The organism is Marinobacter maritimus, from assembly GCF_007671675.1.
GTDB classification, from domain to species: domain Bacteria; phylum Pseudomonadota; class Gammaproteobacteria; order Pseudomonadales; family Oleiphilaceae; genus Marinobacter; species Marinobacter maritimus.
In genome coordinates, this window is the sequence record NZ_VCGW01000001.1 from 873,925 (window position 1) to 899,297 (window position 25,373).

Below are 25,373 nucleotides of genomic sequence, written 5' to 3' on the forward strand. Positions count from 1 at the left end.
GTGATTACTGAGAGCACCGAAATGACTTACGCTCCCCAAATCAAAATCCCCGCGACCTACATGCGTGGCGGCACCAGCAAAGGCGTATTTTTTCGTCTGAGCGATCTCCCCGATAAAGCCCAAACACCAGGCCAAGCCCGGGACAACATATTGCTGAGAGTAATTGGCAGCCCGGACCCTTACCAGAAGCAAACCGATGGCATGGGCGGCGCTACATCCAGCACCAGCAAAACCGTTATCCTGAGCAAAAGCACCCAGCCGGATCATGATGTGGATTACCTGTTCGGGCAGGTGAGCATAGACAAGCCCTTCGTGGACTGGAGCGGGAACTGCGGCAACCTCACTGCAGCCGTTGGAGCCTTTGCTATCAACAGTGGTTTCGTAGCAAAAGAACGAATCCCGGAAAACGGCACTGCGGTGGTGCGTATCTGGCAGGCCAATATCCGCAAGACCATCATTGCCAACGTACCCATCACCAACAGTGAAGTTCAGGAGACCGGCGATTTTGAGCTGGACGGAGTAACTTTCCCAGCAGCGGAAGTACAGGTTGAGTTCATGGATCCGGCCGATGGCGAAGGCTCCATGTTTCCCAGCGGTAATCTGGTGGATGAGCTGGAAGTTCCAGGTGTTGGTGCCCTGAAAGCCACCATGATCAATGCTGGCATTCCAACGGTGTTTATCAACGCGGATGCGGTTGGTTATACAGGCACGGAACTGCAAGACGACATCAACAGCGATCCCAAAGCTCTGGCGATGTTCGAGAGCATTCGCGCTCATGGGGCCTTGCAAATGGGCCTTATCCAGAACATCGAAGAAGCCGCCGCCCGACAACACACACCAAAAGTTGCTTTCGTAGCCCCGCCGGCGGACTACACTTCATCAAGTGGCAAGAAGATCGGCGCAGGTGACATCGATGTGCTGGTGCGTGCGCTCTCGATGGGCAAGCTGCATCACGCCATGATGGGAACAGCCGCAGTGGCTATAGCGACCGCAGCGGCCATTCCAGGAACACTGGTGAACCTGGCTGCAGGCGGCAGTGATCGCACTTCAGTTACCTTTGGCCATCCCTCAGGCACTCTGCAGGTTGGTGCAGAAGCAAAAGAAGTGGACGGTCAGTGGACGGCGACCAAAGCCATCATGAGCCGTAGCGCGAGAATTCTGATGGAGGGCTGGGTGCGCGAGGCATAAGCCTCTTCACCTTGGATTTTTTTGCATTAGACCCCGAACCCCGAAAGGAGGAACGAACATGTCTGCAACATTCGATCTCAACGAGCGGCCTGATTACGACGACGTTCTGCAGCGAATTGCAGATTACGTTCTGACTTATCAGGTGAAGAGCGAGGAAGCCTGGACTACAGCTCGGCACTGTTTAATGGACACGCTCGGTTGCGGCCTGTTGGCGCTGCGCTTTCCGGAGTGCACCAAGCATCTCGGGCCGATTGTCGAGGGCACTGTGGTTCCCCACGGTGCCCGGGTTCCCGGTACTTCGTTTCGTCTTGATCCCGTCAAGGCTGCCTGGGATATAGGCTGCATCGTGCGTTGGCTGGATTACAACGACACCTGGCTGGCAGCTGAGTGGGGGCACCCTTCGGATAATCTGGGTGGCATTCTGGCTATTGCAGACCACCTGTCCCAGAAACGCGTTGCCGAGGGCAAGGAATCGCTAACCGTGCGCGACGTTCTTGAAGCCATGATCATGGCCCATGAAATTCAGGGTGTGCTGGCGCTGGAGAACTCGTTCAATCGGGTAGGGCTGGACCACGTTTTATTGGTGAAAGTCGCCTCCACTGCAGTCACCGCCAAGCTCATGGGGGCCACACGCGAGCAGCTGCTGTCGGCGCTCTCTCACGCCTGGGTTGATGGGCAAGCTCTGCGAACCTACCGTCACGCACCCAACGCGGGCTCCCGAAAATCCTGGGCGGCCGGTGATGCCACATCACGGGCGGTTCGCCTTGCGGATATTGCCATGCGAGGCGAGATGGGGATTCCCAGTGCCCTGACAGCGCCCCAGTGGGGCTTTTACGACGTGCTTTTCAGCAAAACCAATAAAGACCAAGCTCTCAAGCCGGAAGACAAGCGTGAGTTTTCATTGCCTCAGGATTTCGGTTCCTACGTAATGGAAAACATTCTGTTCAAGATTTCCTTCCCCGCGGAATTTCACGCTCAGACGGCTGCCGAGGCCGCTGTAACGCTTCATCCACAGGTTAAAGACCGGCTCGGCGAGATCGACCGGATTGTTATCACGACACACGAGTCCGCAATTCGTATTATTTCCAAGAAAGGCAAACTGGCAAACGCGGCTGACCGCGATCACTGCCTGCAGTACATGGCCGCAGTGCCGCTGATTTTTGGTAATCTCAACGCAGAGCACTACGAGGACAGCTTTCACGAAGCCAACCCGCTAATCGATATGTTGCGGGACAAAATGGAAATCATCGAGGACGAGCGCTATACCCGGGAATATCTGGAGGCGGACAAGCGCTCCATCGCTAACGCCATTCAGGTTTTCTTCACGGACGGCTCCAGCACCGAGCAGGTTGCGGTTGATTACCCCATCGGCCACCGCAGGCGCAGAAAAGAGGGGATTCCGCTGTTGGAAGAAAAATTCAGAGAGAATCTCTCAACCCGATTTGTCGCGCAACGATGCGATGAAATCTTCACTCTCTGTGACAATCAGAAGACGCTTGAGGCCACGCCGGTCCACGAGTTTGCGGCGCTGTTTGCGATTTAGAGCCGTTCGGAGCCATTACAAATATTACCTACGGCTTGTACCACTGGTTACAATTCGATGGGGTTTTACATCAGCCTGTTAATTAAGCCAAAAAAATCCCGGACACATGCCCGGGATTTTTTGTTTGCCGGTGACCTGTTTTACTTTCTACCCGGCGATAGAGGCTTTACATTGTCAGGCGCCCCGATATTTTCCCGACGGGAAGACTGCTCGTCTGGAAAAATCGCAGCCAACCGGCTGTCAATACGCTCGAGTGCTTCCGCCATGCGCAGAAGAGCGTTTGTTGCGTTCGCCATGTCGCCTGTATTGAGCGCGCCTTGCTCGGGAGTCGGGTGTTCCCGCTTCTTCAGGCCGGTCAGTTTGGGTGTATTCTCCGGCAGTTCGTCTCCCAGCAAATCCTTGCGAATGGATTTGAGATCGTGGGGGTCGATAAACGGTCGGTCTTCGGAATAGGCGCACATCATCATGCCGTCACACAGCTTGTTGATCAGCCGGGGAATGCCTTTGCTAAGCTTGTGGATTTCGCGAACGGTGTCGCCATCAAAAAGCTTGTTGCCGCCGTGGCCGGAAACCAGCAGCCGGTAGTCAATATACTCAGCCGTCTCAGCAAGCGTAAGACCTTCCAGGTGGAAGAACAGTTTTACCCGCTGAGCAAGCTGGGGAATGTCCAGGACCGCCTGTTTCAGCTCCGGCTGGCCCAGCAGGATAACCCGCATTGAAGGCCCGCCCATGCTTTCCATTCCGGCCAGCATACGGACGTCTTCAAGGTTCTCCCGGGTGAGGTTCTGCGCTTCGTCAATGGTTAACACCACTGGTGTGCCGGCGGTGGCCATTTTCTCCAGGTAATCGGTAATCTGGAACAGCATGGCAACCTTGCTGTCATCCGTCACAAGCATTCCAGCCTTGCGAAGAATCAGACCAAACAGATCTTTCGACTCCAGGTTGGTGTAGGCGATATTGAGTAGCTTCAGGTTGCCTTCGAGGTTGCGGACAGTCTTCTTCAGCAGGGTTGTCTTGCCAGAACCGATTTCACCGCTAATAACCACAAAGCCTTCAGAGCTCCAGATGGCCGAAGACATGTATACATAAGCCCGGGAATGTTGCTGGCTCATGTAAATAAAATCGTCCTCCGGTGTGATGCGGAAGGGGTGCCTGTGGAGACCAAAAAATTCCAGATACATATACAATTCCTGTTCAGCTTTTTACCCTGAATCAGGCGAGGCGGATCATCTGATCGCAGCGCAGCAGGGTTTTGTCTGGTTCATAGGCATTATAGCTTTCGCTCACGGTCCCGAACCTGAAATCGCCGAGCAATCGATCGAGGCGATCGTGGCACTGGTCCAGATTGGTGTAATGGCGGAAACGCGAAAACCAGCTTGCGTTGTTATAACGTGGCTGCTCCGGGTCTATTTCCCAAGGGTGCAGATAAAACATTTGGGGCCGCGCACCAAAGCCCGACGCATTGCGGAACAGATAGCGAAACACCGGGTAAGGGAACTGGCGAAAATAGCCGCCCCCGGCCGCCGGTATGGAAAGCCCCATTATATGGGCGGTTGTCAGGGGAAACTCGCGGATAACGGCACCGCTGGCGGTTTCGATAGAGTAGGGCGCAGACGGAGAGCCGGGTATGCCATACCTGTCGTGTCGTATGGGGAAAATACTCGAATCCCAGGTAAAGCCTGCATCGCTCAGGATATCCAGAGCCCAAAGTGATTCCCGGGTAATAGAATAGCTTGCAGCACGGTAACCCTCTATCGCTTTGCCAGTGATGTCTTCCAGCAGGGATTTCGAGCGTACTGTTTCTTCGCGGAAGACGTCCTGCGTCTGGCTATAAATCAGTTGGTGACTGTATCCGTGGGAGGCAATCTCGTGGCCGTGGTCAGACAGTTTGCGGATGAGCGCAGGAAACCTCTCGGCTACCCAACCTAGCACAAAAAACGTTGCCTTTACCTGATGCTTGTCAAACAGGGATAGCAGACGTTCCGTGTTCTGTTCCACGCGAGAGGGCAATGAATCCCATTGTTCCGGACGGATAACGCCAGAAAGTGCAGCAACGTGGAAGTAGTCTTCAACGTCTATGCTCATGGCATGTAAGGGTGAGGGTGTCTCCGTTCCGGGCATAGGCTTTCCTTATTCAATGGTACCAATCATTTGCAATACCGACGGTTCAATTTTCACCTACGGACAGTGCAAATACAATTCTTGATGCGAGTAATTCCTCTTTGCCAAGAAAAACAATGTAAAACTATGTTACCAAAAGATACAATGAGTTGAGATTACAACTTGGTCAGCGCAGAATGGCCCAGATGACAAAAAAGGAACCGGTGGTAAGGGGTCGCTCAGTGCTCGGCTGAGTGTTCGCCGCCGGAGAATCAGATGTTGGTCTGTCGCACAGTGTTGAAATGTGTTGAGCAGACGACAAGGAAGTTCGGCGTGTCTTATATACGGTTTCGAAAACACTACCTTCACATCCCCTATCTGGTGCTCGCTGCGCTGGAATTTGTGGTGCTATACGCGATTTTTTCCTTTCTTGGATTTCTGCTTTCGGTTGCGGGCGTCGGTTACCCTTCTGTTGAAACAAACATCTTGTCAGCGAGCCTCTTCGCGCTGATTCTGAGCTGTGGAACGCTCGCCATGGGTGGCTATCTCGCCATGGTTCATGAAAGCGTTTCAGCGCTGTTTTTCCGCACTTTGGTGGCCTACTGTTTTGTTGGTGGGATAGGGCTGAAACTGCTCTACCTGGTGCTTCCATCGGCAAACCCGGGCAGCACGAACCTGTTCTGGGCGGTTGTTTTCGCGTCTTCGGTCGTCATTCTCATGCGGCTTTTGTTTCTATGGATTGTGGATCTGAAGCAGTTGGTACGCCGTGTAGTGATCTTTGGGGCGGGCGATTTCGCAGCGACCCTGCTGGACGAATACGAGCGCAACATGCGCGCGTTGGGTGTACATATCATTGGTTGTATCGCAGACAATCCGGATGGTGCGATTGCTGCCGATAAACTGCTGCCCACACCCTATGACTTTTATCAGTTCTGCCGTCAGAACCGCGTTTCGGAAATTGTAATCGCGCAGCAGGAGCGCCGCAGGAACGAAGGTGGGTGGCTGCCAGTGCCGGAACTGATGGAGTGCAAGCTGCGTGGAATTGCCATAACCAATGGCATCGATTTCTATGAGCGCGAGCTGAAAAAAGCCAAGCTGGATATGGTACATCCATCCTGGATTGTGTTTTCAGAGGGATTCAAGGCTTCAAAAACCCGGGATTTTGTAAAGCGATCTGTGGATCTACTGATCAGTCTTACACTTCTTGCAGTGATGCTGCCGTTTATTATCCTGACGGCTATTGCGGTGTTTCTGGAAACCGGGCGCCCAATTCTGTATAGCCAAACCCGCGTTGGAATGCTGGGTAAAGAGTTTCGGATCTACAAGTTTCGCAGCATGCGGCAAGATGCAGAGAAAGATGGCAAAGCGCGTTGGGCTTCTGCCAACGACAATCGCGTTACCCGGGTAGGTGCGTTTATACGCAACACCCGCCTGGATGAACTGCCGCAGATCTACAATGTGATCAAAGGTGAAATGAGCATCGTCGGGCCGCGCCCGGAAAGGCCTGAATTTGTTCTGGAGTTGAAAGAAAAAATTCCGTTTTACGATACCCGGCATTATGTGAAGCCTGGATTAATGGGCTGGGCACAGCTTAAATATCCTTATGGAGCATCGGTTGAAGACGCCCGGGGCAAGCTGGAGTACGATCTTTATTACTCCAAAAATTACAGCCTTTTGATGGATTTTCTCATCATGATCCAGACCGTGGAAGTGATTCTCCTGGGCAAAGGCGTTCGATAATAAACAGACGAAGAAAAACAAGGGTTTGGAGGGTATTTATGACTATTTCTACGTTAATGCGGGCGGGATTAATAGCAGTTCTCGGGCTGTTTGTTGCAGCCTGCTCTGGCCTGCCATCTTCCGCCGAAATGCCGCCGGCATCAGAGCTGGGGGCCGAGCCTTACGAAATTGGTGTGGGAGATACCGTCGCTGTTCACGTTTGGCGCAACCCGGAGTTGGGCCAGTCCATCGTTGTTCGCCCGGATGGCTTTATCTCCTTGCCTCTGATGGGTGATGTAAAGGCCGAAGGCAAAAAACCGGAAAATCTGGCCTCTGAAATCAGCGACACCCTGGGTGAGTATATTCGCACCCCGGAGGTGACCGTGATGGTTACCAGCCCGCTAAGTAAAGAGTTCCGTAACCGGATACGGATTACCGGACAGGTTGCTTCGCCACAATCCGTTGCTTTCCAGCCCGGCATGACCGTGCTGGATGTTGTGTTGATGGCAGGTGGTGTGACCGATTTTGCCGCCGATAGCCGTGCAGTTCTGCACCGTCAGATAGACGGCGAATACCAGAGCTTCGGTCTGGATCTTGAAGCCATCCTTACCGATGGTGACATGAGCACGAATCACAGTCTGCAGCCGGGTGACGTCATCAGCGTGCCCCGAAAACAACTGTTCAGGGGCGAACTCTGATGGATATACAGTTCATAATTGATACCCTCCGTGCCGTTAAGCTTGAGCTTTACCGGCACAGGTTGGCAGCGGTCATCATTTTTATGACCGTGACAGCCGGGGTGTTGACGCTGGGCTATGTAACACCGAAGAGCTATACCTCCCAGGCAGTTTTGTACGCAGACCAGTCCAACATTCTCCAGCCGCTACTTCGGGGCAAAGCTGAGATGACTCAGCTGGACCGCATCAACGAAGCCCGGGAAATGATGCAAAGCCGTTCATTCCTTGAGCAGATTGCTCTGGATACCGGGCTGATAAGAGGCGGTGAAACGGATGGGGTTCGTAACGGAAAGATCAGCACCCTGCGTAAGCAAGTCGGTATTCGGGTATCCAACCGGAATTTTCTCGAGCTGAGTTATACCAGTGGCAGCCCGGATGAGTCCTTCCAGGTTCTCAGTGCGGTATTGAACCGATTTGTCGAGCGCACAGTGCGAAAAAAGCGTTCCGAGAGTCAGGGCGCGTTCGAGTTTATAGATTCTCAGGTTAAAACATATCAGCGCCAGCTTGAGGAAGCCGAACAGCGGTTGAAGGAGTTCAAATCCGCCAATCAGGATGGCACGGAGGGCAGTGTACTCGCCAGAATTGAAGGCCTTCGTCGTGATATTGAAAACCTCAAGCTGGAAATTCAGCAAACTGAGTCAGAAGTTCAGCTTACCCGTCGCCAGCTTGCTAATGAGCAACCGGTACGTCGAATCACTATCGATCCGGGCAAGTCGTCGGCAGAGCGCCGATTAGCCAATATGCGCCAGGAGCTGGATTCGCTGTTGTTGCGTTATCACGAGCGCCACCCTGATGTGGTGAGTGTTCAGGACCAGATTGCAGACCTCAAGAAACGCGTTTCTACACAAACTGATGATGACCGGGATGGCGGCGTTACCGAGGTAATGGAAAACCCTGTCTACGAAAATCTTAAAATCCAGCTGTCTGACAGCACGACACGGTTGACCGTGCAAAAAAACCGGCTGGCATCGTTAGAGAGGCTCCTTGAGGAATCGTTCGAGCGTTCCCAGCGGGTCGCAGAGAACCAGGCGGAGCTTTCAGAGCTCACGCGAGACTATGATGTCACCCGGGGCGTATACGAAGACATGCTTCAGCGCCGGGAAAAAGCCCGGCTGTCCATGACCCTGGATGTGCAGGGTGAGGGCGTAAGCTACAAGATTCAGGAACCGGCTTCCTACCCAACTCATTGGGATGGCCTGCAGCTCTATCAGGTCGGCCTTGCAGGCCCCTTCCTGGGTAGCGCCATGGTGCTGGGTTTGCTGGTTATGCTTGTGATGTTTGATCAACGACTACGCTCACCCCGTGCGCTGCAATTGGCTTTGCCGGAATCCATTCCGGTGTTGACCACGATTCCCCATTACCGCAGCACCTGGAAAGACCGTTTATTGCGCAAGGATGTTCTTACGATCCTTATTGTACTGGCAATTTTTATGGTCGCGTATCTCGCCGTTCTGGTCTTCAGTGTAATGGGCATTACCCCGGAACAACTGATCAATAAAGCCAGCGAACTAACCGGGCAAGCGCTTGGAAGTGGGAGCAATTGATGGACGATAACAAACTCTACAATGCGCTTCTGAAAAGCCAGGATGAACGTCGTCAACTCGAGCGTGACCGGGGCGAAGCGAAGGCGGAAGACAATTTCCGCAAAGAACGGCCGTATGCGGGGTCAGACCGTGACAAGCCAGGCGTGGCTCGTTTGGAGAGCCATCGTAGTGAGCATCCGCCTACGGTTTACGATTCGTCGATGTCTCTCGGTTTGATCGGTAATCCAAACCCCTGGAGCCGTGAACAGTTGCGGGAGCGGAAAATAATCTATTCCGGCATGCCCGATAAAGAAGTTATGGACGCTTATCGCGAACTCCGTATTCAGCTGCGCAACCGCGCTGGCGAAGGCAACTTCACGGTAATGTTCAGTAGCCTGGGTAACGGCCCTGGCGGAATTCTGACAGCGTTTAATCTAGCCGCTGCTTTCGGGCTGGATTCCCATAGCTCCGCGTTGCTGGTGGATTGCGATCCCTACCACGAAGAGCTGCCAGGTCTGGTTTCAGCTCCGATGGAGTATGGCGTTACAGATTTCGTTGGCGACCGTTCGCTGAGTATAAAATCTATTATTTACCCCAGTGGTGTGGAGCGTCTTTCGGTGATTCCTGCGGGTACTCAGGCATCCTCGGCAGTTGAGTTGTTTTCTGCCGTACGCATGCGCGAACTTATTACCGATCTGAAGGCCCGTTATCCGGATCGGTGCATAGTGCTGAATGCACCTCCTTTTCGGGAGAATACTGAGGGACGGATTCTTGAACGCTTCGCAGATCAGATAGTCTTCGGTGTTCCTTTTGGAGAAGTCACCGGAGAGATCATAGCGGATTCTGTAGACGCACTCGGGTCTGAGAAATTCTCCGGCCTGATTTTCCAGGAGTAGCCCCATGGAACCCAGAGCAAGGAACGCAGGCAGATCCAGTATTACTCTTCTCTACTTGGGGGTTTTCTGCGCAACCTGGCCGCTGACGGTTACAGCGCAGAGCTTCAGCGATAATGTCGAAACACTCTCTGGTTCGGCCTCGGTGTTTACCGGCATAAAGCACACCCGAACGGACCGGGGAACGTCAACTGACACCAACACAGAACCCACGCTCGGTATCTCCGGGCAAGTAGGTGGCTCTCTGGAAAGTGGAGCCAACTCACTTGCTTTGCTATATGGCGGAACTCTGGAAACAGACCAGGAGGGCTCCGGAGGCGGACTGAGGGACAACAGCTCCATCAGGGGCGCCTCCCGCTATGCGTACCTTGATCCTGGTAGCCGCGTCGATTTCAATCTCGGCCACACCATCAGCTCTGTGCGCAACGACACCGGGTTCGTGATCAACCCCTCCAGTTACGATACCCGGAATACCCTGAGTGCGGGTGCGGGGCTGCGCTTTTATCCGGGTGAGCTTTCAACTTTGAGGTTTTTCGCCCAGGCAGGTCGTAGTTTTGGTGAGGATAACCTCAATGACCAGGAATCCTATACCGTTGGCAGCGAGTTTTCACGGAGGCTGAGTGAGCGTTCAACAGGTAGCCTTAACGTCAGTCGCAGCTGGTCTGGCGAGCGTGATACAGACATCACCATTGATTCTGCGCAGCTGGCATACAGCTTGCAGTTGGAAAATGGGAACTTCAGTATTGGAGCTGGCGGCAGCAAAGCTGAAACTGAATATGCCGGTGGCACGACCAGTGAGTATGATGCGGTAACCGGTTTCCTGGAGCGCAGCTGGGTAACCACCGACTGGCGTACTGCGGTGAAATACGATCGCAGTATGTCTGATAGCGCCACCGATCTGTCTCTGAACGTACCGCCGAATTTTTCATTTCTTCCGGAGACCATAAGGTTAAGAGACCTCACCGTCAGCGATTCACTGTCTATTACCCATTACAATCAGCAGGTATGCGATGCCTGCGACCTTGGGGTATACGCAGCAGGCTCCATCCTTGAATCGCAGCTTTCGGGTGCCACGACTCACGAGTACCGTGCCGGTATTAATCTAGGCTTCCAGTTGGCGGCGCTTCATAGGCTCAATTTTGGATACAGCTGGGAAGGCGATGCGGATGAAGATGCTGACGTGATCGTTGACGAAATCCACCGAATCACAATCGGCTGGACCCGTCAGCTTGCTGAAAATACAAGCTTTGGCGTGCAGCTGTATCAGTCCTATCTGCGTTCGTCAGTGAGAAATAACCAGGACCAATACGAGCTGCGCTTTGTGTTGAGTCGCGGTTTCGCGATGAGCGGTCAGCGTTGATTACATATCCATACATCGGGATGACAGGCCGGGAAAGGAAGCATGTTTGAACAAAAGAAGGAAATACGACTTCCTCCGGAGACACCACCACAACTGATCGTGGTAATCGACACAGAAGAGGAGTTCGATTGGAGCGCAGAGCCAGACGTCAACGCCAACCGGGTGTCTGCCATGGCCCACATCGATCGCGCTCAAGAGATCTTTAACGAGTATGGCATCTGCCCTTGTTATGTGATCGATTACCCGGTGGCCAGTCAGCCCCATGGTTACGGGTTGTTGAAGCAATTTTCAGAAAAGGGTCAGTGCGAAATCGGTGCGCACCTTCATCCCTGGGTGAACCCACCCCAAGGCGAAGCGGTCACCAGGTCGAATATGTATCCGGGGAATCTTCCTGAAGCACTGGAGCGGGAAAAGCTCCGCGTACTGAGCGAAACCATTCAGCAGAATTTTGGCAGGGCTCCGGTTGCGTACAAAGCCGGGCGATACGGTTTTGGGCCCAATACCACAGGCATTCTCCAGGAGATGGGGTTCAATATCGACCTGTCTGTCTGCCCGCCTCTCGATTCCCGAGCGGATGGAGGCCCGGACTTCCGCAGATTCAATGCTCATCCGTTCTGGTTCGGTGGCTCAGATAGACCCGTTCTGGAGATTCCCTGCACCGGAGGGTTTGTCGGCTGGGCGCAGCCATTAGCCGTGCCGCTCTACGAGACCGCGCAACGGCTGCGCAAATTCAAGGCGCCGGGCATTCTTGCGCGGATTGGCGCGGTAGACAGGCTCATGTTGTCACCGGAAGGTTTTACCCCGGCAGAACACATCAAGCTCACCAGAGCGCTCTTTGAACAGGGCGTGCGCACATTTACCTGGAGCTTCCACAGCCCCAGCTTAGTGCCAGGCCATACAACTTATGTTCAGAATGAAGTCCAGTTAAGGGCGTTTCTGGACAGCTTTCGACAGTTTTTCGATTTCTTTTTCAATGAATTAGGCGGGCAGGCTTCGTCGCCAACCCGCATTCGCAAGTATATGGAGAGTAAGGCATGAAGGTGCTCGGGATATCCCCGCTAGACAAAGACTCAACGGTTTCAATTGTTGAGGATGGCAACATTCTCTTTGCCGCTGGCGAAGAACGCTTTACCAGAGTAAAGCAGCAATCAGGCTTTCCACGCCTGGCTCTGGAAAAAGCGCTTTCATACACCGGCCTCTCCATGAGCGATTTCGACCAGGTGTGCTATCCGTTCCTCACTGCGGAGAATGAGAAAAAGCTGTTCACTAAAAACCTGGAAGATGAGAAAGCCTTCATCAAAGCTTTTCAGCCCACAGACCTGAGCGCACAGATCAAAGATGCGCTAGGCCTTGTGCCAGATCGCAACGAGCCGATTCATGGGTTGGAGCATCCCAACGCCATTATGGAAAAGGGTTTTCTACATAATTCCTACTACAACATGGCAGGCGTTCAGAAACTGGCTTCCAACAATGCAGCTCTGAAATCCTCCAGGCACTGGGGTGAAGGTGCTACAGAGTCCTTCCGGCAATGGGAAACAGAGCTCAATCAAGGTTTAAGTGAAATGGGCTGGACGGGAACCGTAAAACGGATGGACCACCACCTGTCTCATGCGGCTAACAGCTTTCTGTGCAGTGGCTATGAACGCGCATTGTGTGTAACTCTGGACGGTTATGGCTCCGGGCTCGCTGGCTCGGTAAGTGAGGCCTGCGATGGCAAAATTCATCGCCTGCATGGGCTTTCGTATCCTAACTCTCTGGGAACCTTGTACGAACACGTCACGTCGAGTCTCGGGTTCAAGCCCAGTCGCCACGAAGGCAAAATTGTCGGCCTGGCCTCTTACGGTGATCCGAGCATTCTGGGCGATATTCTGCTCTCCCGAATTGAACAGACACCAGGCGATTTTCGGATCTACGAAGCCAATAATGTTTTCTTCTCCCGCTACCTGGCTTCAAAGTTCCCGAAAATCGATGTGGCCGCCGCCTACCAGTATGTGCTCGAAAAAGTGGCAACCAACTACATCCGCCACTGGGTGGAGAAAACCGGGATCGACACCATCGTGCTCTCGGGCGGCGTAACCGCCAACGTAAAACTGAACCAGCGTATTTTTGAAATTGAAGGTGTAAACAACATCTTTGTGTACCCGAATATGGGTGACGGCGGTTGTGGCACAGGCGCAGCGCTCTATCATAGCTGGCCGGGTGGCGTTAAACCCTCTATTACCAACGCCTACATGGGGCCGGACTATTCCGAGGCCGAAATCGAAAAGGCTCTGAAAGCCGAGAATCTCCAATATCGCAGGCCCGAGCATCTTGCTGCAGAAGTTGCAGCGCTGATTCACAGCGGCGAGGTTGTTGCACGCTTTGATGGGCGAATGGAATACGGCCCCAGATCTTTGGGTAACCGGTCCATTCTTTATCATGCCCGTGAGCCTGAAGTTAATCAGTGGCTGAATAAGCGCCTGGGCCGTACTGAGTTTATGCCGTTTGCACCGGTTACGCTCTACGAAGCCCGGGAGAAGTGCTATCACAACATAAAAGGCGCGGAGCATGCTGCAGAGTTCATGACGGTCACCTTCGATTGTACTGACTTCATGCGTGAAAATTGCCCTGCTGCTGTTCACGTAGATGGCACCGCCAGACCGCAGCTTATTCAGCGCGAGGCTAATCCCGGTTACTACGATATTCTGAAAGAATACGAAAAGCTTAGCGGCATCCCCAGCCTGATCAACACCAGCTTCAACATGCATGAAGAGCCCATCGTTAACTCTCCTGAAGATGGCGTCAGAGCCTTCATTCAGGGGGCGCTGGATTATCTTGCGATAGGGCCATTCCTGGTAAAACACCCGAACCCGGGGCATTGATCTGGTAGCGGATGTAACGCCATGACAGCAGGATTGCTGACAGTGACAATCGAACCAGCAGCCGTTTGCGCAACATTGCGTGACGACTGGTTGGATCTGGAGCGCCGTGCACAACCCACGGTGTTTCTCTCCTGGCAATGGTTAGGGCACTGGCTAAATGTTTACCAGCCAGAAGCTCTGGTGCTGCGCGTAACCGAGGGTGAGCGTTTGATCGGTCTCGGTCTAGTGGTCGAAACCGATGAGCGCCGCCACGGTGTGCTGAAATCCCGATGCCTGCGCTTGCACCAAACCGGGCATAAACTTCTGGATCAGATCTGGATTGAGTACAACGGATTCCTGGCCGAGCGGGGCAAAGAAAACGCCGTGGCCAAAGCCAGCCTGGAGTATCTGTGCAGTGCCATGCCCGGCTGGGACGAGTTCATTCTGGGCGCCATTGATGCCGAAGAAGCGGATCGATATGCCCGCATCACAGGTCTGTACAAGCATCTGCGTTGGGAAGCTCCCTGTTTCGGTGTGGATCTGGATGGCTTGCGCCGCAGCGGCGGTCATTACCTGGATACGCTTTCACGCAATACCCGCCACCAGATCAACCGGTCCCACCGGCTTTACGGTGAGCGCGGCGAAGTCGGGCTGGTGCGTCCGGATTCAGTAGAACAAGCACTGGCCGTTTTTGATGCCATCGGCCCCAGGCACCTTGAGCGTTGGGGAAACGGCCCTGATCAAAGCGGGTTTGCCAACCCGGACTTTGTAAGATTTCACCGCGAACTGATTCGTGAACAGTGGGCTCAGGGAGGCGTTGACCTGATTTCTGTGATGGCCGGCAAAGAGGAAATTGCCTTTTTCTATAATCTGCTGCATAACCAAGTGGTGTACTTTTACCTTGGCGGTATGGTCGTAGAAACCGATAATCGTCTGAAGCCGGGGCTGGTCGGCCACAGCTTGTGTATTGAAGACTATCGCCACCACGGTTTTCATTATTACGACTTTATGGGCGGTGATGAGCGCTACAAATCCAACCTGGGCCACTTCCATCGCAATCTGGTTCAGATCGCATTGCAGCGACCGCGCTTCAAACTGAAGCTTGAAGACGTCGCACGGCGAGCAAGAAACCGCTGGCTTGGGGAGGCGGGTGCTGGCTATGAGCGCTGAACTGCAAACCCAGGCCTCAAGATTCAACGTTTTCCCGGCGGACGAATACGACCGGTATGTTGCAAGCCACCCTGCAGCAACGCCTTATCACCGCAGTGCCTGGCTTAAGGCCACAGAGCGCGCCTATGGCCATACATCCTGGCTTGTCAGCGTTCACCGCAATGAAGAGCTTTGTGGTGTGATGCCGCTGGTTGAAGTGAAACCACCAATTGGCACGAGCAGCCTCGTAACACTGCCATTTTGCGACTTGGGTGGTGTGCTGGCAGATAACGAAGACATCCGGGAACGGCTTATTGCAGAAGCCCTGACTCTGGTGCGAACAAATCGCATCAAAACCCTGGAAATCCGCGAGGGTGGGGCGGCACTGAATGCCGAAACAGATGCCTCAGGTCAACAAAAGCAGCAGAACATCGAAGCGCTACCCGGCAACACCAAAGTGCGAATGCTGTGCGACTTGCCAGAAAACAGCGAAGCCCTGCTCAAAAGCTATAAACCCAAGCTCCGGAGCCAGATTCGTAAGGCAGAGAAAAACGGGCTGAGAGCGGAATTACACACAGAGGCAGATGCCGTACACCTGTTTTACGACGTGTTCGCCCAGAATATGCGAAAGCTTGGTTCACCTGTGCACAGCCTGGAGTGGTTTCAGGCATTAAAAGCCGCCTATGGCGAAAATATGCTGATCGGTGTTGTCTTTCTGGTGGATAAACCCGTGGGCGCGGGCATTGTGCTGCTGGGCAGCAGAGAAGCCAGCATTCCATGGGCTTCCACGCTGGAAGAGTTCAACCGGCTGGCACCTAACATGCTGCTGTATTGGACGTTCCTCAGCCATGTGTGCGATCTGGGGTACACCCGCTTCGACTTTGGCCGCTCCACCCTGGGCGAAGGCACCTATCGCTTTAAAAAGCAGTGGGGCGCTGAACCCTTTGAGCTGATCTGGACCGAATATCGCCGGGGTGAAAAAATCCCGGCCAGCCCTGACGCAATTGGCGCTAAGGCATCTGGCGCATCCCGGCTAAGGCCTTTTATTGAAAATATCTGGCGACAACTGCCGCTGTCGGTTACCAACTGGCTGGGCCCAAAACTGAGACGATACATCACCTTATGACGTTAGTGCTGCTGTTCACACTTTTATGCCTTGCTGTTCCCGTGTACGTGTATTTCGGGTATCCGGCCATACTGTGGCTGCTGACCCGGGGCCTGCCGGATATTACACACCGTCGCGGCGACCAGAAGCCCTCTGTCGCACTGGTTATCTCTTGCTACAACGAAGAGGATGTAATTCGCGAGAAGCTGCAGAACGCTCTGGAACTGGATTACCCGCAAGAGCTGCTTCAGATCATCGTGGTATCAGACGGCTCGGAAGACGGCACGGATGACGCGGTAAGAGAATTCGAGCGCGAAGGCGTAGTATTAATCCGGCAGGAAGGCCGTTTGGGCAAAACCATGGGCATTAACCTGGCCATGGAACAGATCACCGCCGACATCACTGTATTCAGCGACGCCAACGCCATGTACGCCAGCGATGCCATCAGCAAACTGGTGCGCAACTTCGCAGATCTGGATGTGGGTTACGTGGTGGGCGCTGCCCTCTATACCGATGGTAACCAGAGCGCCAGTGCCCATAATGAAAATCTCTACTGGCGCTACGAGCTGGCCATCAAAGCCATGGAATCCCGCCTGCACTCGGTAGTGGGCGGAGACGGCGCCATCTACGCCATCCGTACCAAACTCTGGGAGCCCTTGCAGCAGCAAGATATCAACGATTTTGTGAACCCCTTGCAGATTATCGCCAAAGGTTACCGGGGCGTGTTCGATGCTGATGCCCGCTGCTTTGAAGAAACAGCCGGCGATTTTGACCGGGAAGTGGCCCGAAAAGAACGAATTGTAAATCGCGCCATACGGGGCCTGATGCGGGTGGGGGAGGTCATGAATCCGGCGAAAACAGGGATTTTTTCGTTTGAGGTAATCTCCCACAAACTGCTGCGATGGCTGATTCCTTTGTTGCTGCTCGCGGGAGTAGTCGGCAGCGTTATTCTGGCTTTTGCCGGCTTCGCTCTGTTTCAGCTTATTACCGCCGGATCGGCAATGATGCTGGCTCTGGCACTGATGGGACACTTTTCCGCGAATCGAAACCAACTGCCTGCCTGGATCGCGACACCTTATTATTTTGTGATGGTGAATGGTTATGCTGTAAGAGGGATTGTGAGAGCCGTGCAGGGTCGAACTCAGGTTACGTGGAACAGTGCCCGGAACACAGGAAAAGGGAATTTTGAAGTGTCAGAGACTGGAACCAGGTTGCGAGTGCTTCAATTCATTACGCCTGCGGGTTTCTACGGGGCGGAACGCTGGGTTCTGGCGCTAGCGAACAACATTAATCGGGATGCTGTTATCTGTGACCTGGCGGTGACCCGGGAGTCGCCTGATCAAGACCTTTCGGTGGCCGAGTATTATCCGCGTAATGAGGACCAGCAAGTCTATTACCTCGACATGCAGGGTCGCTTTGATTTCAGGGTGGTTGGCAGGCTGTGCGACGTCATCCGGGATAACCAGATAGATGTTGTTCATACCCACGGCTACAAATCGGACATACTGGGGCTTCTTGCCGCCAAGCGGACGGGTATTGCCTGTGTAAGCACACCTCACGGTTTCTCTGGCAATGTAGGCTTCAAGCTTGCCACATTTATCCGCCTTGGCACCCACATGCTGCGCTACTTCGACCGGGTTGTTCCTCTTTCCGAGGAGCTGATGGACGATATGAAACGGTTCAAAGTACCCGAGTCCAAAACTTCCTTTATCAGGAACGGCGTTGATCTCCTGGAGATCGATGCCGCCCTGGCAACCCTGCCTGAAGGTAAGCAACTCGGAAATGATTCGCGAATTATTGGTTTCATCGGCCAGATGATCCCTCGCAAAGGCATACCCGATCTTATTGAGGTATTTGATCAACTCTATCAACAAGAGCCAGGACTAAGGTTGCAGCTTCTTGGTGATGGGAGCCAACGATCAGAACTGGAACGCCAGGCTGAAAAATTGACTAGCGCTGATGCTGTCGAGTTTTTAGGGTTTCGCAGTGATCGGTTGGAATTGCTTTCCAACTTCAGCCTGTTTGTCATGACCTCGTCACTGGAGGGCATTCCCCGCTGCATGATGGAAGCCATGGCAGTGGGTGTTCCAGTCGTCGCCTATGACATTCCCGGTGTTGACCAGTTGGTAGAGCATGGTAAAACAGGTTTGCTTGCACCCTTTGGTGACAAAGCTGCTTTGGCAGCATGCTGCAAACAGGTTCTGGGAGATCCGGAGCTGGCAGAATCCCTTAGTAACAACGCCCGGGAGATGGTCAATTCTCGTTACTCTGCTGCACGCATGGCAGATGAATATGAAGCGCTGTTCCGGGAGCTGACGGGCAAATCAAAAACCGAATCTCCGGTACAGATGGGGGTTGGTTAATGTGTGGATTGGCCGGTTTTCTTCGTACCAGCTCGACACCTGACCGGGAAGCCCATCAGCGCTGGCTGGAAAACATGGGGCAGGCGATCATCCACCGCGGCCCGGATGCCGGTGCAACCTGGCTTGACGATGAAGTAGGGCTGGTGCACCGCAGGCTGAGTATTCTCGATCTCAGTGATGCAGGCAATCAGCCCATGGTGTCTGGATCCGGGCGCTACGTGATTGCCTATAACGGTGAGATCTACAACTTCCAGGAACTGCGTGACGACCTGACCAGCCAGGGCCATAGCTTTCGAACACGAACCGATACAGAAGTTCTGCTCGCGCTCTACGAGATCCATGGGCCGAAATGTCTCCAGTTACTGAATGGCATGTTCGCTATGGCCATCTGGGACCGCACCGCCCGCAAGCTGTTCCTGGCGAGGGATCGTCTCGGTAAAAAGCCGCTGTACTTTTACGAAGCCAATGGACAGTTTGCGTTCGCCTCGGAGCTGAAAGCCTTAACGCCGGCACCCTTTGTTAAAACTGAACTGCGCCATGACGCCATCAAAGACTTTTTTGCCTACCAGTATGTGCCAGACCCCAAAACCATCTACAAAAACGTCCACAAACTGGCTCCAGGCTATTGGTTAGAAACAGATGGAACCCAAACACGTCAGGAGCAGTACTGGGATGTCTCTTTCAAGTCTCCTTCAAGTGCCAGCCTGGATGAGTTGCAGGACGGTCTTTACAACCTGATTGACGATGCAGTTCGCCTGCGCATGGTCAGCGATGTACCTCTGGGCGCATTTCTTAGCGGCGGGATTGATTCGAGTGCGGTCGTTGGTTTAATGGCCGGCCACACCAGCAATCCGGTCACAACGTGTGCCATCGGGTTTGACTCAAAGCGGTTTGACGAAGTGCACTGGGCCAAAAAAGTTGCGCAGCAATTCAAAACAGACCATCACGAATTTACCGTGAAAGATAATGTCGCAGAAAGCCTGAGCAGCATTGCGCGCTTCTTTGACGAACCCTTTGCGGACCCTTCCTTCGTGCCCACGTATTTCGTATCACAGCTGGCAGGTCAGAAAGTCACCGTGGCGCTGGCTGGCGATGGTGGTGACGAGAACTTTGCAGGCTATAGCAAATACTACACAGATCAGGTCGAAAACCGCTTACGGAGCCTGTTCCCTGCGGGAGTTCGCCATAAACTGTTCCCCGGGCTTGCCCGCCTGGCAGGAATGGTAAACAGTGGTCCCACAAGGAAAGCCAACTCACTCCTGGGAACATTGGCACTGGAACCCGACGAAGCGTTTTTCATCACGAATAGCTTCTTCCGCAGAGATGTGTGGAATGATCTCGTAACGGGTGAGATAAAACGCGAAACTCAGGATTACGATCCTGCGGAGATTACCCGCGCCCATTACAAGAATGCAGACACAGACGAACATTTATCCAGCATTCTCTATACAGACATAAAAACCTATCTTCCCGGAGATATTCTGGTGAAGGTGGATCGCATGAGCATGGCCAACTCACTGGAAACCCGAGCCCCGCTTCTTGATTACCGGGTGGTGGAGTATGCCGCGCAGATACCTGCTGCACTGAAACTCCACGGTAAAGAAAAGAAGTACATTCTGAAGGAGGCTTTTGAGCGCATGCTGCCCGAGGATATTCTCTATAGAAAGAAAATGGGCTTTTCGGTGCCTTTGGCATCTTGGTTGCGTAATGAACTGAGACCTATCGTTGAGCAGCTTTTGCTGTCTTCAAATAGCGGTGTGGCCAACTTCTTTGAACCTGCAGGCATCCGAAAGCTCTGGCAAAAACACTTGTCAGGGGACGATCAGTTCACACAAGAGATTTGGTCGCTACTGGCTTTTGAGCTTTGGTGGCAGCAGTATCAGGTGCGTGCATGACACAACCAGTCAAATCATTACGGGTACTACACCTCACTTTCAATATGGGCATTGGTGGCACAGAACAGGTCATAAAACAGCTGGTTCTGGGTATGGCTGAAGAGAATGTGGCCTCAGAAATCCTGTGCATAGACGGCTATATAGGGCCTGTAGGCGAGGCGCTTCAAAAAATCGGCGTGCCAGTACACCAATGCCAACGCAAACAAGGGTTTGATTGGTCTCTGACCCAGACAATCCGCAAGCGCTTGAGAATAGGGCAGTTTGATGTGATTCACTGCCACCAATACACACCCTGGGTTTATGGATGGCTCGGCGCGCTGGGTACAAATGCAAAAGTCGTATTCACAGAACACGGGCGTTTCCATCCAGACAAATACAGGCGGAAGGCGAGGCTGATAAACCCGATATTGGCAAGGTTCACACCGGCCATTGTCGCAATTTCTGAGGCAACAAAAAAAGCGCTAATAGAGTACGAGTACCTTCCTGCAGATAAAATACAGGTCATCTACAACGGCATTAAACCGCTGAATAAAGACAACGAAGCGGTAGCTGGTATTCGTGAAAGACTGGGAATCCCTACTGATGCATTTGTAGTTGGCACAGTTTCCAGGCTCGACCCGGTAAAAAACCAGTCGATGATGTTGAAAGCCTTCAAGTTGTTTCTGCAGAAGCGCCCAGACTCTTACCTGTTGATGGTGGGCGATGGCCCGGACAAGGACTTGCTGGTTAACCTTGTCGACGAATATGAGATAGGCACCAGAGTGATTTTTACCGGCTTTATCGATGTGCCATTAAATTACCTGGGCGCTATGGATCTGTTCCTGCTTTCATCCCATACCGAGGGCACATCCATGACGTTGCTTGAGTCCATGAGCCTGCAGATACCAGCCGTTGCCACAGAGGTCGGTGGAAACCCGGAAATTATCTCCCAGAACGTTACGGGAAGGCTCACCAAACCCGGTGATGAGACTTCGTTTGCCAACGCGATGGCTGAGTTGGCAGAGAGTTCTCAGCTCAGAAACGATATGGGTGAAAAAGCGTCCGAAAAATTCGCAGAGAAATTCAGTGCCAAAGTCATGAAACAACACTATTTTGCCGTATATGCTAACCAAAAATACTAGCCGTATAACGAATTACTACCAGAGTTTCAGCCTTTATGGGTAAGTTCGCCCTGTTGTTCTTTACACTATTTATCGCAGGTATCCTGGCTGCGCTGCTGATCACGCCCGTAGCATCGGTGCTGGTGTACAAGATGGTATATATGGTGAACCCTGACAGCCGTTGGTGGGCTGCCAGTATTCCGGGGCTGAGGTACTCACTGATTGCCTCGTTAACAATGATCTTCGTGCTGGCCATAAGGTATAAAGAGCTCTCCGCTCAAGCCCCCTGGAAAGAGCAGCCCGTATTCAAATGGGTTTTCGCCATTCTGGTGACGTATTTTTTGATGATTAACTTCGCCATAGTTCCCGATGTGCATAAAACCTTTACCATTGAACTTTTAAAGCTGGTGGTCATCATTTTTGTGGCCTATAAGCTTGTTAACACCGAAAAAGCACTGGATGCCTGTCTCTGGGTTTATGTTTCTGGTGCCACTTATATCGGCTACATAGCCTATTCAACCGGACGTAATAGCGAAGGCCGGGTGGAGGGTATTGGTATGATCGATACGGGTGGTGACAGCAATATGACAGCCGCCGTTCTTGTTCCCGCGCTCGTTATCCTTACCTATAAGGCCTGGCTGGGTAACAAAAAGGTCAAGGTGCTGGCGGTAATTTGTGGCGCTCTCATCGCAAACGGTGTTGTATTGATTAATAGCCGGGGGGCTTTTCTGGGGGCATTGGCGGGAGCGCTGTATTTTGTTTTCTACATGTTGTTCTCGAAATATCAGAGAAAAGGGCAGCGAGGCTCTGCCATTCTGATTATTGTGCTCGGTCTGTCAGGTGTTCTTTTTGTTGCAGACGAAGCATTTTGGGAAAGAATGCAAACCATACAGTCGGTAGAAGACGGGGGCAAAAGTGGCTCGCACCGGATAGATTTCTGGCTCGCAACCTTCGATATTATGGAAGATTACCCACTCGGGGTCGGAATTCAGGGTTTTATTGAACTCAGTCCACATTATTTACCAGAGCATTATTTTGAGGGAAGGAAAATCGGTAAAGCAGTACACTCGACCTGGTTCCAAGTGCTCTCAGAAATCGGCTGGATAGGGTTGTTCATGATGATCGCTATGTTGGCCTCGACAGCACGACAAGCATACAGAGCAAAAACGTTTGTTTTGAGCCAAGAGCTCTACGATGCTTACTTTAAAATACTGGCTCTGGAGGGCGCCCTGCTAAGCTTTCTGATTGCCGCGAGTTTTATAGATCGTGGCAGGGCCGTCATGCTCTACTGGTTAGTCTTGTTGGTGCTTGTGGCCGTCAATATCTATTATCTTCAGCCGAAACGGATCAAGAGTGACGTGAAGTCGCCCGTTCGAAAAAGAGGGAATCCAGTAAGATGAGCGACTTGGTTTCCGTAATTATACCCGTCTACAACCGGGAACATCTCGTTTCTCAAGCTATCGAGAGTGTTCTTGCCCAGACGTACAAGCCCGTTGAAATTATTCTGATAAATGATGGGTCAACCGACGGCTCCCTGTCGGTACTCAGAAGGTTTGAAGCTCTATTTCCACAACAGGTCCGAGTGATTGACCAACCTAATCAGGGACAGATACTCGCCAGAAACAATGGCATCCAGGCGGCAAGGGGTGAGTATATTGCTTTTCTCGATAGTGATGATCTTTGGTTGGAAAACAAACTCGAGCGCCAAATACCCCTGTTTGAGCCTGGGGTCGGTTTGGTTTACTCCGGGACTGAGGTTATTGACGAAGAAGGTCACACAATTCGAGTAGAGTCTGCAGACGTCACCATAACAGGAAATATTTACCCTCAATTATTGATAAAAAACCGGATGACAGGGGGTACTGTAGTGGTATCCGCGGAAGCTCTGAAGCACGTCGGGGCTTTCTCCACCGATTTTAAAGCGGCAGAGAACTGGGATCTTTGGTTGAGAATTTCGAAGGTCTATAGCGCCCGTGCGGTACGAGATCCCTTGCTCAGGTACCGAGTTCACGACGGCAATATGTCTGGGGACGCTCAATTGATGATTAATGCCAAGTTACAGATTATTGAAAAGTACTGCGACCTGCGATCGAGCGATTCCGTCGTTGCGCGTTGCTCACGCTTGGCTTATGCAGATTATCATTATCGAAAGGGGTTGATTTGTTTCTCTAATTCTGAATATAAAAGTGCAAGAAAAGAGTTCTATAGCACAACCGCTTATCACTGGTATTATAAAGATGCGTGGTTACGACTTATTAGAAGCTATCTAGGCAAGCGTGGGAATTATTTTTTACGGCTAATTAAACGGCATTTTTGAACTCGATGATAACGATAATTTAACCATTGATTTAAGTAACTTCTATGGCAAGTGTTAGGTCTGCTTTATTTTATTCCTCATTAGGTCGATATGCTCTAATGGCTGTCGGGCTTGTTAGTACTATTGTTATTGCGCGCATGCTTACGCCGGGAGAGATAGGCGTGTTTGCAATGGCTAGTTCTATCGTTGTTATAATAAATGAGTTTAAAATTTTGGGGGCTAACTCATATTTGATAAGAGAAAAAGAGCTGACTGATAGTAAGATAATGTCAGCTTATGGCCTAACTATAATTATATGTTGGGGTTTAGGGTTGTGCGTTTTTTTTGCTTCAAAGCCCTTGGCTATATTTTTTAATATTGAAGATTTAGGATTAATATTTAAACTATTGTCGGTTAGTTTTATTTTTGCTCCGTACATAAGTATTCCGAATGCTTTGCTGGCGAGAAATTATAAATTTAAAGAAATATCAATTATTAGGCTGTCATCTTCGATTGCGTCTCTAGCTCTGGTTTTTATTTTGATAAGGTCCGGCTTTAGTTATTTTTCTTTAGCGCTGTCTGGCCTGTTTGCCGTGATCTTTAAGTTCTTGTTGTATATCTACTTCACCAGAGATATTAGAGTTTATCGGCCACAATTAAAAGGCATAAAGCCAATCGCAAAACTCGGAGTTTATACCTCTTTAAGCCAAATGCTTCAAAGAGCACAGAATACTGTGCCGGATATGGTGATTGGCAAAATGGGTGGACCCACTCAAGTCGGGATATTCTCTAGGGGTTTGGGGTTCATGTTATTCATGCAAGACACGGTCCTCTCGGGCATCTCTCCAGTTGCTTTACCCTATTTGTCCGATGTGAGAAAGAGAAATGAGAGTATTACGCAAGCTTATACGAGAGCTGCTCAACTAGTCACAGGTATTCTCTGGCCGATACTGGCTGTAGCGAGTGTTGCAAGCTTACCTGCCATTCGCCTAATGTTTGGTGACCAGTGGGATGAGTCAGCCCCAATAGCTACAGTTGTCGCTTTTTGGGCAATCTTTCGCACCGGGCATATCCTTGCACCGAATGCTCTAGTAGCGGTAGGAAAGGAAACTTCTGTGCTGATCAAAGAGATTATTGTGTTCGTTATTTTTTTGGCATCGATTATATTAGCATACCAAAAGTATGGGGTAATTGGCGTAGGCTATGCTTTTGTTATTACTGGGTTAACGGACTTTATAGTGTCTGGTTTTTTCATGAAAAAAGAGGTTGGTCTTAATGTTTTTCAATATTACCGGTCATTGACTTCAAGTATTATCGTTGCGGTGGTATGTTGGCTGACAGCTAAAATTATTTCTTATATTTCTCCATTTGAAACTACCAGTTCATTTCATTCGGTTCTCGAGGTTGCTTTAGTGCTACCTTTTGTTTGGATTTCTATGGTTTTTGTCACAATGCATCCAATAAAGAACGAGATTATTCGAATCTATAGAATCAAATTAAGACGTTAAGGTGTACGCGCCAATCCTTTTAAAATTAGTTAAAAAGATGAGGCATATGATCAT

The 25,373-nt window shown here is 51.8% G+C and carries 19 protein-coding genes; 17 read left to right on the forward strand and 2 right to left on the reverse strand.

From position 1 onward, the window contains the following. Positions 1-21: 21 nt before the first annotated feature. Positions 22-1,188 carry a 2-methylaconitate cis-trans isomerase PrpF gene (gene prpF, locus FFI90_RS04030; protein ID WP_144776624.1) on the forward strand — a complete coding sequence of 389 codons (1,167 nt, stop codon included), beginning with the start codon at positions 22-24 and terminating at the stop codon, positions 1,186-1,188. A 58-nt stretch (positions 1,189-1,246) separates the two neighbouring features. Further along, complete coding sequence (gene prpD, locus FFI90_RS04035) at positions 1,247-2,731, forward strand: 2-methylcitrate dehydratase (protein ID WP_144776625.1); 1,485 nt, start codon at positions 1,247-1,249, stop codon at positions 2,729-2,731. Between the two features lie 140 nt (positions 2,732-2,871). On the opposite strand, the gene FFI90_RS04040 is transcribed toward prpD, so the two are convergent. Further along, the gene (locus FFI90_RS04040; RefSeq protein ID WP_144776626.1) at positions 2,872-3,912 is read right to left on the reverse strand and encodes an ExeA family protein; all 1,041 of its coding nucleotides are present in this window, start codon (positions 3,910-3,912) and stop codon (positions 2,872-2,874) included. Positions 3,913-3,943: 31 nt separating this feature from the next. Further along, a complete protein-coding gene (locus tag FFI90_RS04045) occupies positions 3,944-4,852 on the reverse strand; it encodes an XrtA system polysaccharide deacetylase (protein ID WP_246123320.1) in 909 nt (302 codons plus the stop codon). A gap of 312 nt (positions 4,853-5,164) precedes the next feature. Here FFI90_RS04045 and FFI90_RS04050 point away from each other — a divergent pair, with 312 nt between their 5' ends. Genes FFI90_RS04050 through FFI90_RS04120 form a run of 15 tightly spaced genes read left to right on the forward strand, consistent with a single transcriptional unit; the run spans position 5,165 to position 25,319 of the window. After that, positions 5,165-6,571 carry a TIGR03013 family XrtA/PEP-CTERM system glycosyltransferase gene (locus FFI90_RS04050; protein WP_144776627.1) on the forward strand — a complete coding sequence of 469 codons (1,407 nt, stop codon included), beginning with the start codon at positions 5,165-5,167 and terminating at the stop codon, positions 6,569-6,571. A gap of 38 nt (positions 6,572-6,609) precedes the next feature. Further along, positions 6,610-7,248, forward strand: a complete 639-nt coding sequence (locus tag FFI90_RS04055; protein ID WP_144776628.1) for an XrtA/PEP-CTERM system exopolysaccharide export protein — start codon at positions 6,610-6,612, stop codon at positions 7,246-7,248. After that, positions 7,248-8,831: an XrtA system polysaccharide chain length determinant gene (locus tag FFI90_RS04060; RefSeq protein WP_144776629.1), complete on the forward strand. Its 1,584-nt coding sequence runs from the start codon at positions 7,248-7,250 to the stop codon at positions 8,829-8,831. Before FFI90_RS04055 ends, FFI90_RS04060 begins: the two co-directional genes overlap by 1 nt. Then, entirely contained in the window at positions 8,831-9,706 is an 876-nt protein-coding gene (locus FFI90_RS04065; protein WP_144776630.1) for a P-loop NTPase family protein, read from the forward strand. The genes FFI90_RS04060 and FFI90_RS04065 overlap by 1 nt, the downstream gene beginning before the upstream one ends. A 4-nt stretch (positions 9,707-9,710) precedes the next feature. Continuing rightward, positions 9,711-11,063 carry a hypothetical protein gene (locus FFI90_RS04070; protein WP_144776631.1) on the forward strand — a complete coding sequence of 451 codons (1,353 nt, stop codon included), beginning with the start codon at positions 9,711-9,713 and terminating at the stop codon, positions 11,061-11,063. A 42-nt stretch (positions 11,064-11,105) separates the two neighbouring features. Continuing rightward, on the forward strand, positions 11,106-12,101 hold the full coding sequence (locus FFI90_RS04075; RefSeq protein WP_144776632.1) for a polysaccharide deacetylase family protein: 996 nt from the start codon (positions 11,106-11,108) through the stop codon (positions 12,099-12,101). Continuing rightward, positions 12,098-13,924, forward strand: coding sequence for a carbamoyltransferase family protein (locus tag FFI90_RS04080; protein WP_144776633.1), 1,827 nt, complete (start codon positions 12,098-12,100; stop codon positions 13,922-13,924). The genes FFI90_RS04075 and FFI90_RS04080 overlap by 4 nt, the downstream gene beginning before the upstream one ends. A gap of 42 nt (positions 13,925-13,966) precedes the next feature. Then, positions 13,967-15,073, forward strand: a complete 1,107-nt coding sequence (locus FFI90_RS04085) for a GNAT family N-acetyltransferase (RefSeq protein WP_246123322.1) — start codon at positions 13,967-13,969, stop codon at positions 15,071-15,073. Then, the gene (locus tag FFI90_RS04090; protein ID WP_144776634.1) at positions 15,063-16,178 is read left to right on the forward strand and encodes a FemAB family XrtA/PEP-CTERM system-associated protein; all 1,116 of its coding nucleotides are present in this window, start codon (positions 15,063-15,065) and stop codon (positions 16,176-16,178) included. Before FFI90_RS04085 ends, FFI90_RS04090 begins: the two co-directional genes overlap by 11 nt. Continuing rightward, entirely contained in the window at positions 16,175-18,520 is a 2,346-nt protein-coding gene (locus FFI90_RS20280) for a glycosyltransferase (protein WP_246123324.1), read from the forward strand. Before FFI90_RS04090 ends, FFI90_RS20280 begins: the two co-directional genes overlap by 4 nt. Next, a complete protein-coding gene (gene asnB / locus FFI90_RS04100; protein WP_144776635.1) occupies positions 18,520-20,415 on the forward strand; it encodes an asparagine synthase (glutamine-hydrolyzing) in 1,896 nt (631 codons plus the stop codon). Before FFI90_RS20280 ends, asnB begins: the two co-directional genes overlap by 1 nt. Further along, a complete protein-coding gene (locus tag FFI90_RS04105; RefSeq protein ID WP_144776636.1) occupies positions 20,412-21,536 on the forward strand; it encodes a glycosyltransferase in 1,125 nt (374 codons plus the stop codon). The genes asnB and FFI90_RS04105 overlap by 4 nt, the downstream gene beginning before the upstream one ends. Before the next feature lie 35 nt (positions 21,537-21,571). Then, entirely contained in the window at positions 21,572-22,915 is a 1,344-nt protein-coding gene (locus tag FFI90_RS04110) for an O-antigen ligase family protein (protein ID WP_144776637.1), read from the forward strand. Beyond that, a complete protein-coding gene (locus tag FFI90_RS04115; RefSeq protein ID WP_144776638.1) occupies positions 22,912-23,832 on the forward strand; it encodes a glycosyltransferase family 2 protein in 921 nt (306 codons plus the stop codon). Before FFI90_RS04110 ends, FFI90_RS04115 begins: the two co-directional genes overlap by 4 nt. Positions 23,833-23,876: 44 nt before the next feature. After that, the gene (locus FFI90_RS04120; RefSeq protein WP_144776639.1) at positions 23,877-25,319 is read left to right on the forward strand and encodes an oligosaccharide flippase family protein; all 1,443 of its coding nucleotides are present in this window, start codon (positions 23,877-23,879) and stop codon (positions 25,317-25,319) included. Positions 25,320-25,373 lie beyond the last annotated feature (54 nt).

Excerpts from the sequence above, each read along its gene's own strand:
- FFI90_RS04105 (WP_144776636.1), top strand. The coding sequence starts at position 20,412 with ATGACACAACCAGTCAAATCATTACGGGTACTACACCTCACTTTCAAT.
- FFI90_RS04060 (WP_144776629.1), top strand. The coding sequence starts at position 7,248 with ATGGATATACAGTTCATAATTGATACCCTCCGTGCCGTTAAGCTTGAG.
- FFI90_RS04110 (WP_144776637.1), top strand. The coding sequence starts at position 21,572 with ATGGGTAAGTTCGCCCTGTTGTTCTTTACACTATTTATCGCAGGTATC.
- FFI90_RS04045 (WP_246123320.1), bottom strand. The coding sequence starts at position 4,852 with ATGCCCGGAACGGAGACACCCTCACCCTTACATGCCATGAGCATAGAC.
- prpF (WP_144776624.1), top strand. The coding sequence starts at position 22 with ATGACTTACGCTCCCCAAATCAAAATCCCCGCGACCTACATGCGTGGC.
- asnB (WP_144776635.1), top strand. The coding sequence starts at position 18,520 with ATGTGTGGATTGGCCGGTTTTCTTCGTACCAGCTCGACACCTGACCGG.
- FFI90_RS20280 (WP_246123324.1), top strand. The coding sequence starts at position 16,175 with ATGACGTTAGTGCTGCTGTTCACACTTTTATGCCTTGCTGTTCCCGTG.
- FFI90_RS04075 (WP_144776632.1), top strand. The coding sequence starts at position 11,106 with ATGTTTGAACAAAAGAAGGAAATACGACTTCCTCCGGAGACACCACCA.
- FFI90_RS04070 (WP_144776631.1), top strand. The coding sequence starts at position 9,711 with ATGGAACCCAGAGCAAGGAACGCAGGCAGATCCAGTATTACTCTTCTC.
- FFI90_RS04115 (WP_144776638.1), top strand. The coding sequence starts at position 22,912 with ATGAGCGACTTGGTTTCCGTAATTATACCCGTCTACAACCGGGAACAT.
- prpD (WP_144776625.1), top strand. The coding sequence starts at position 1,247 with ATGTCTGCAACATTCGATCTCAACGAGCGGCCTGATTACGACGACGTT.
- FFI90_RS04090 (WP_144776634.1), top strand. The coding sequence starts at position 15,063 with ATGAGCGCTGAACTGCAAACCCAGGCCTCAAGATTCAACGTTTTCCCG.
- FFI90_RS04040 (WP_144776626.1), bottom strand. The coding sequence starts at position 3,912 with ATGTATCTGGAATTTTTTGGTCTCCACAGGCACCCCTTCCGCATCACA.
- FFI90_RS04080 (WP_144776633.1), top strand. The coding sequence starts at position 12,098 with ATGAAGGTGCTCGGGATATCCCCGCTAGACAAAGACTCAACGGTTTCA.
- FFI90_RS04065 (WP_144776630.1), top strand. The coding sequence starts at position 8,831 with ATGGACGATAACAAACTCTACAATGCGCTTCTGAAAAGCCAGGATGAA.
- FFI90_RS04055 (WP_144776628.1), top strand. The coding sequence starts at position 6,610 with ATGACTATTTCTACGTTAATGCGGGCGGGATTAATAGCAGTTCTCGGG.
- FFI90_RS04120 (WP_144776639.1), top strand. The coding sequence starts at position 23,877 with ATGGCAAGTGTTAGGTCTGCTTTATTTTATTCCTCATTAGGTCGATAT.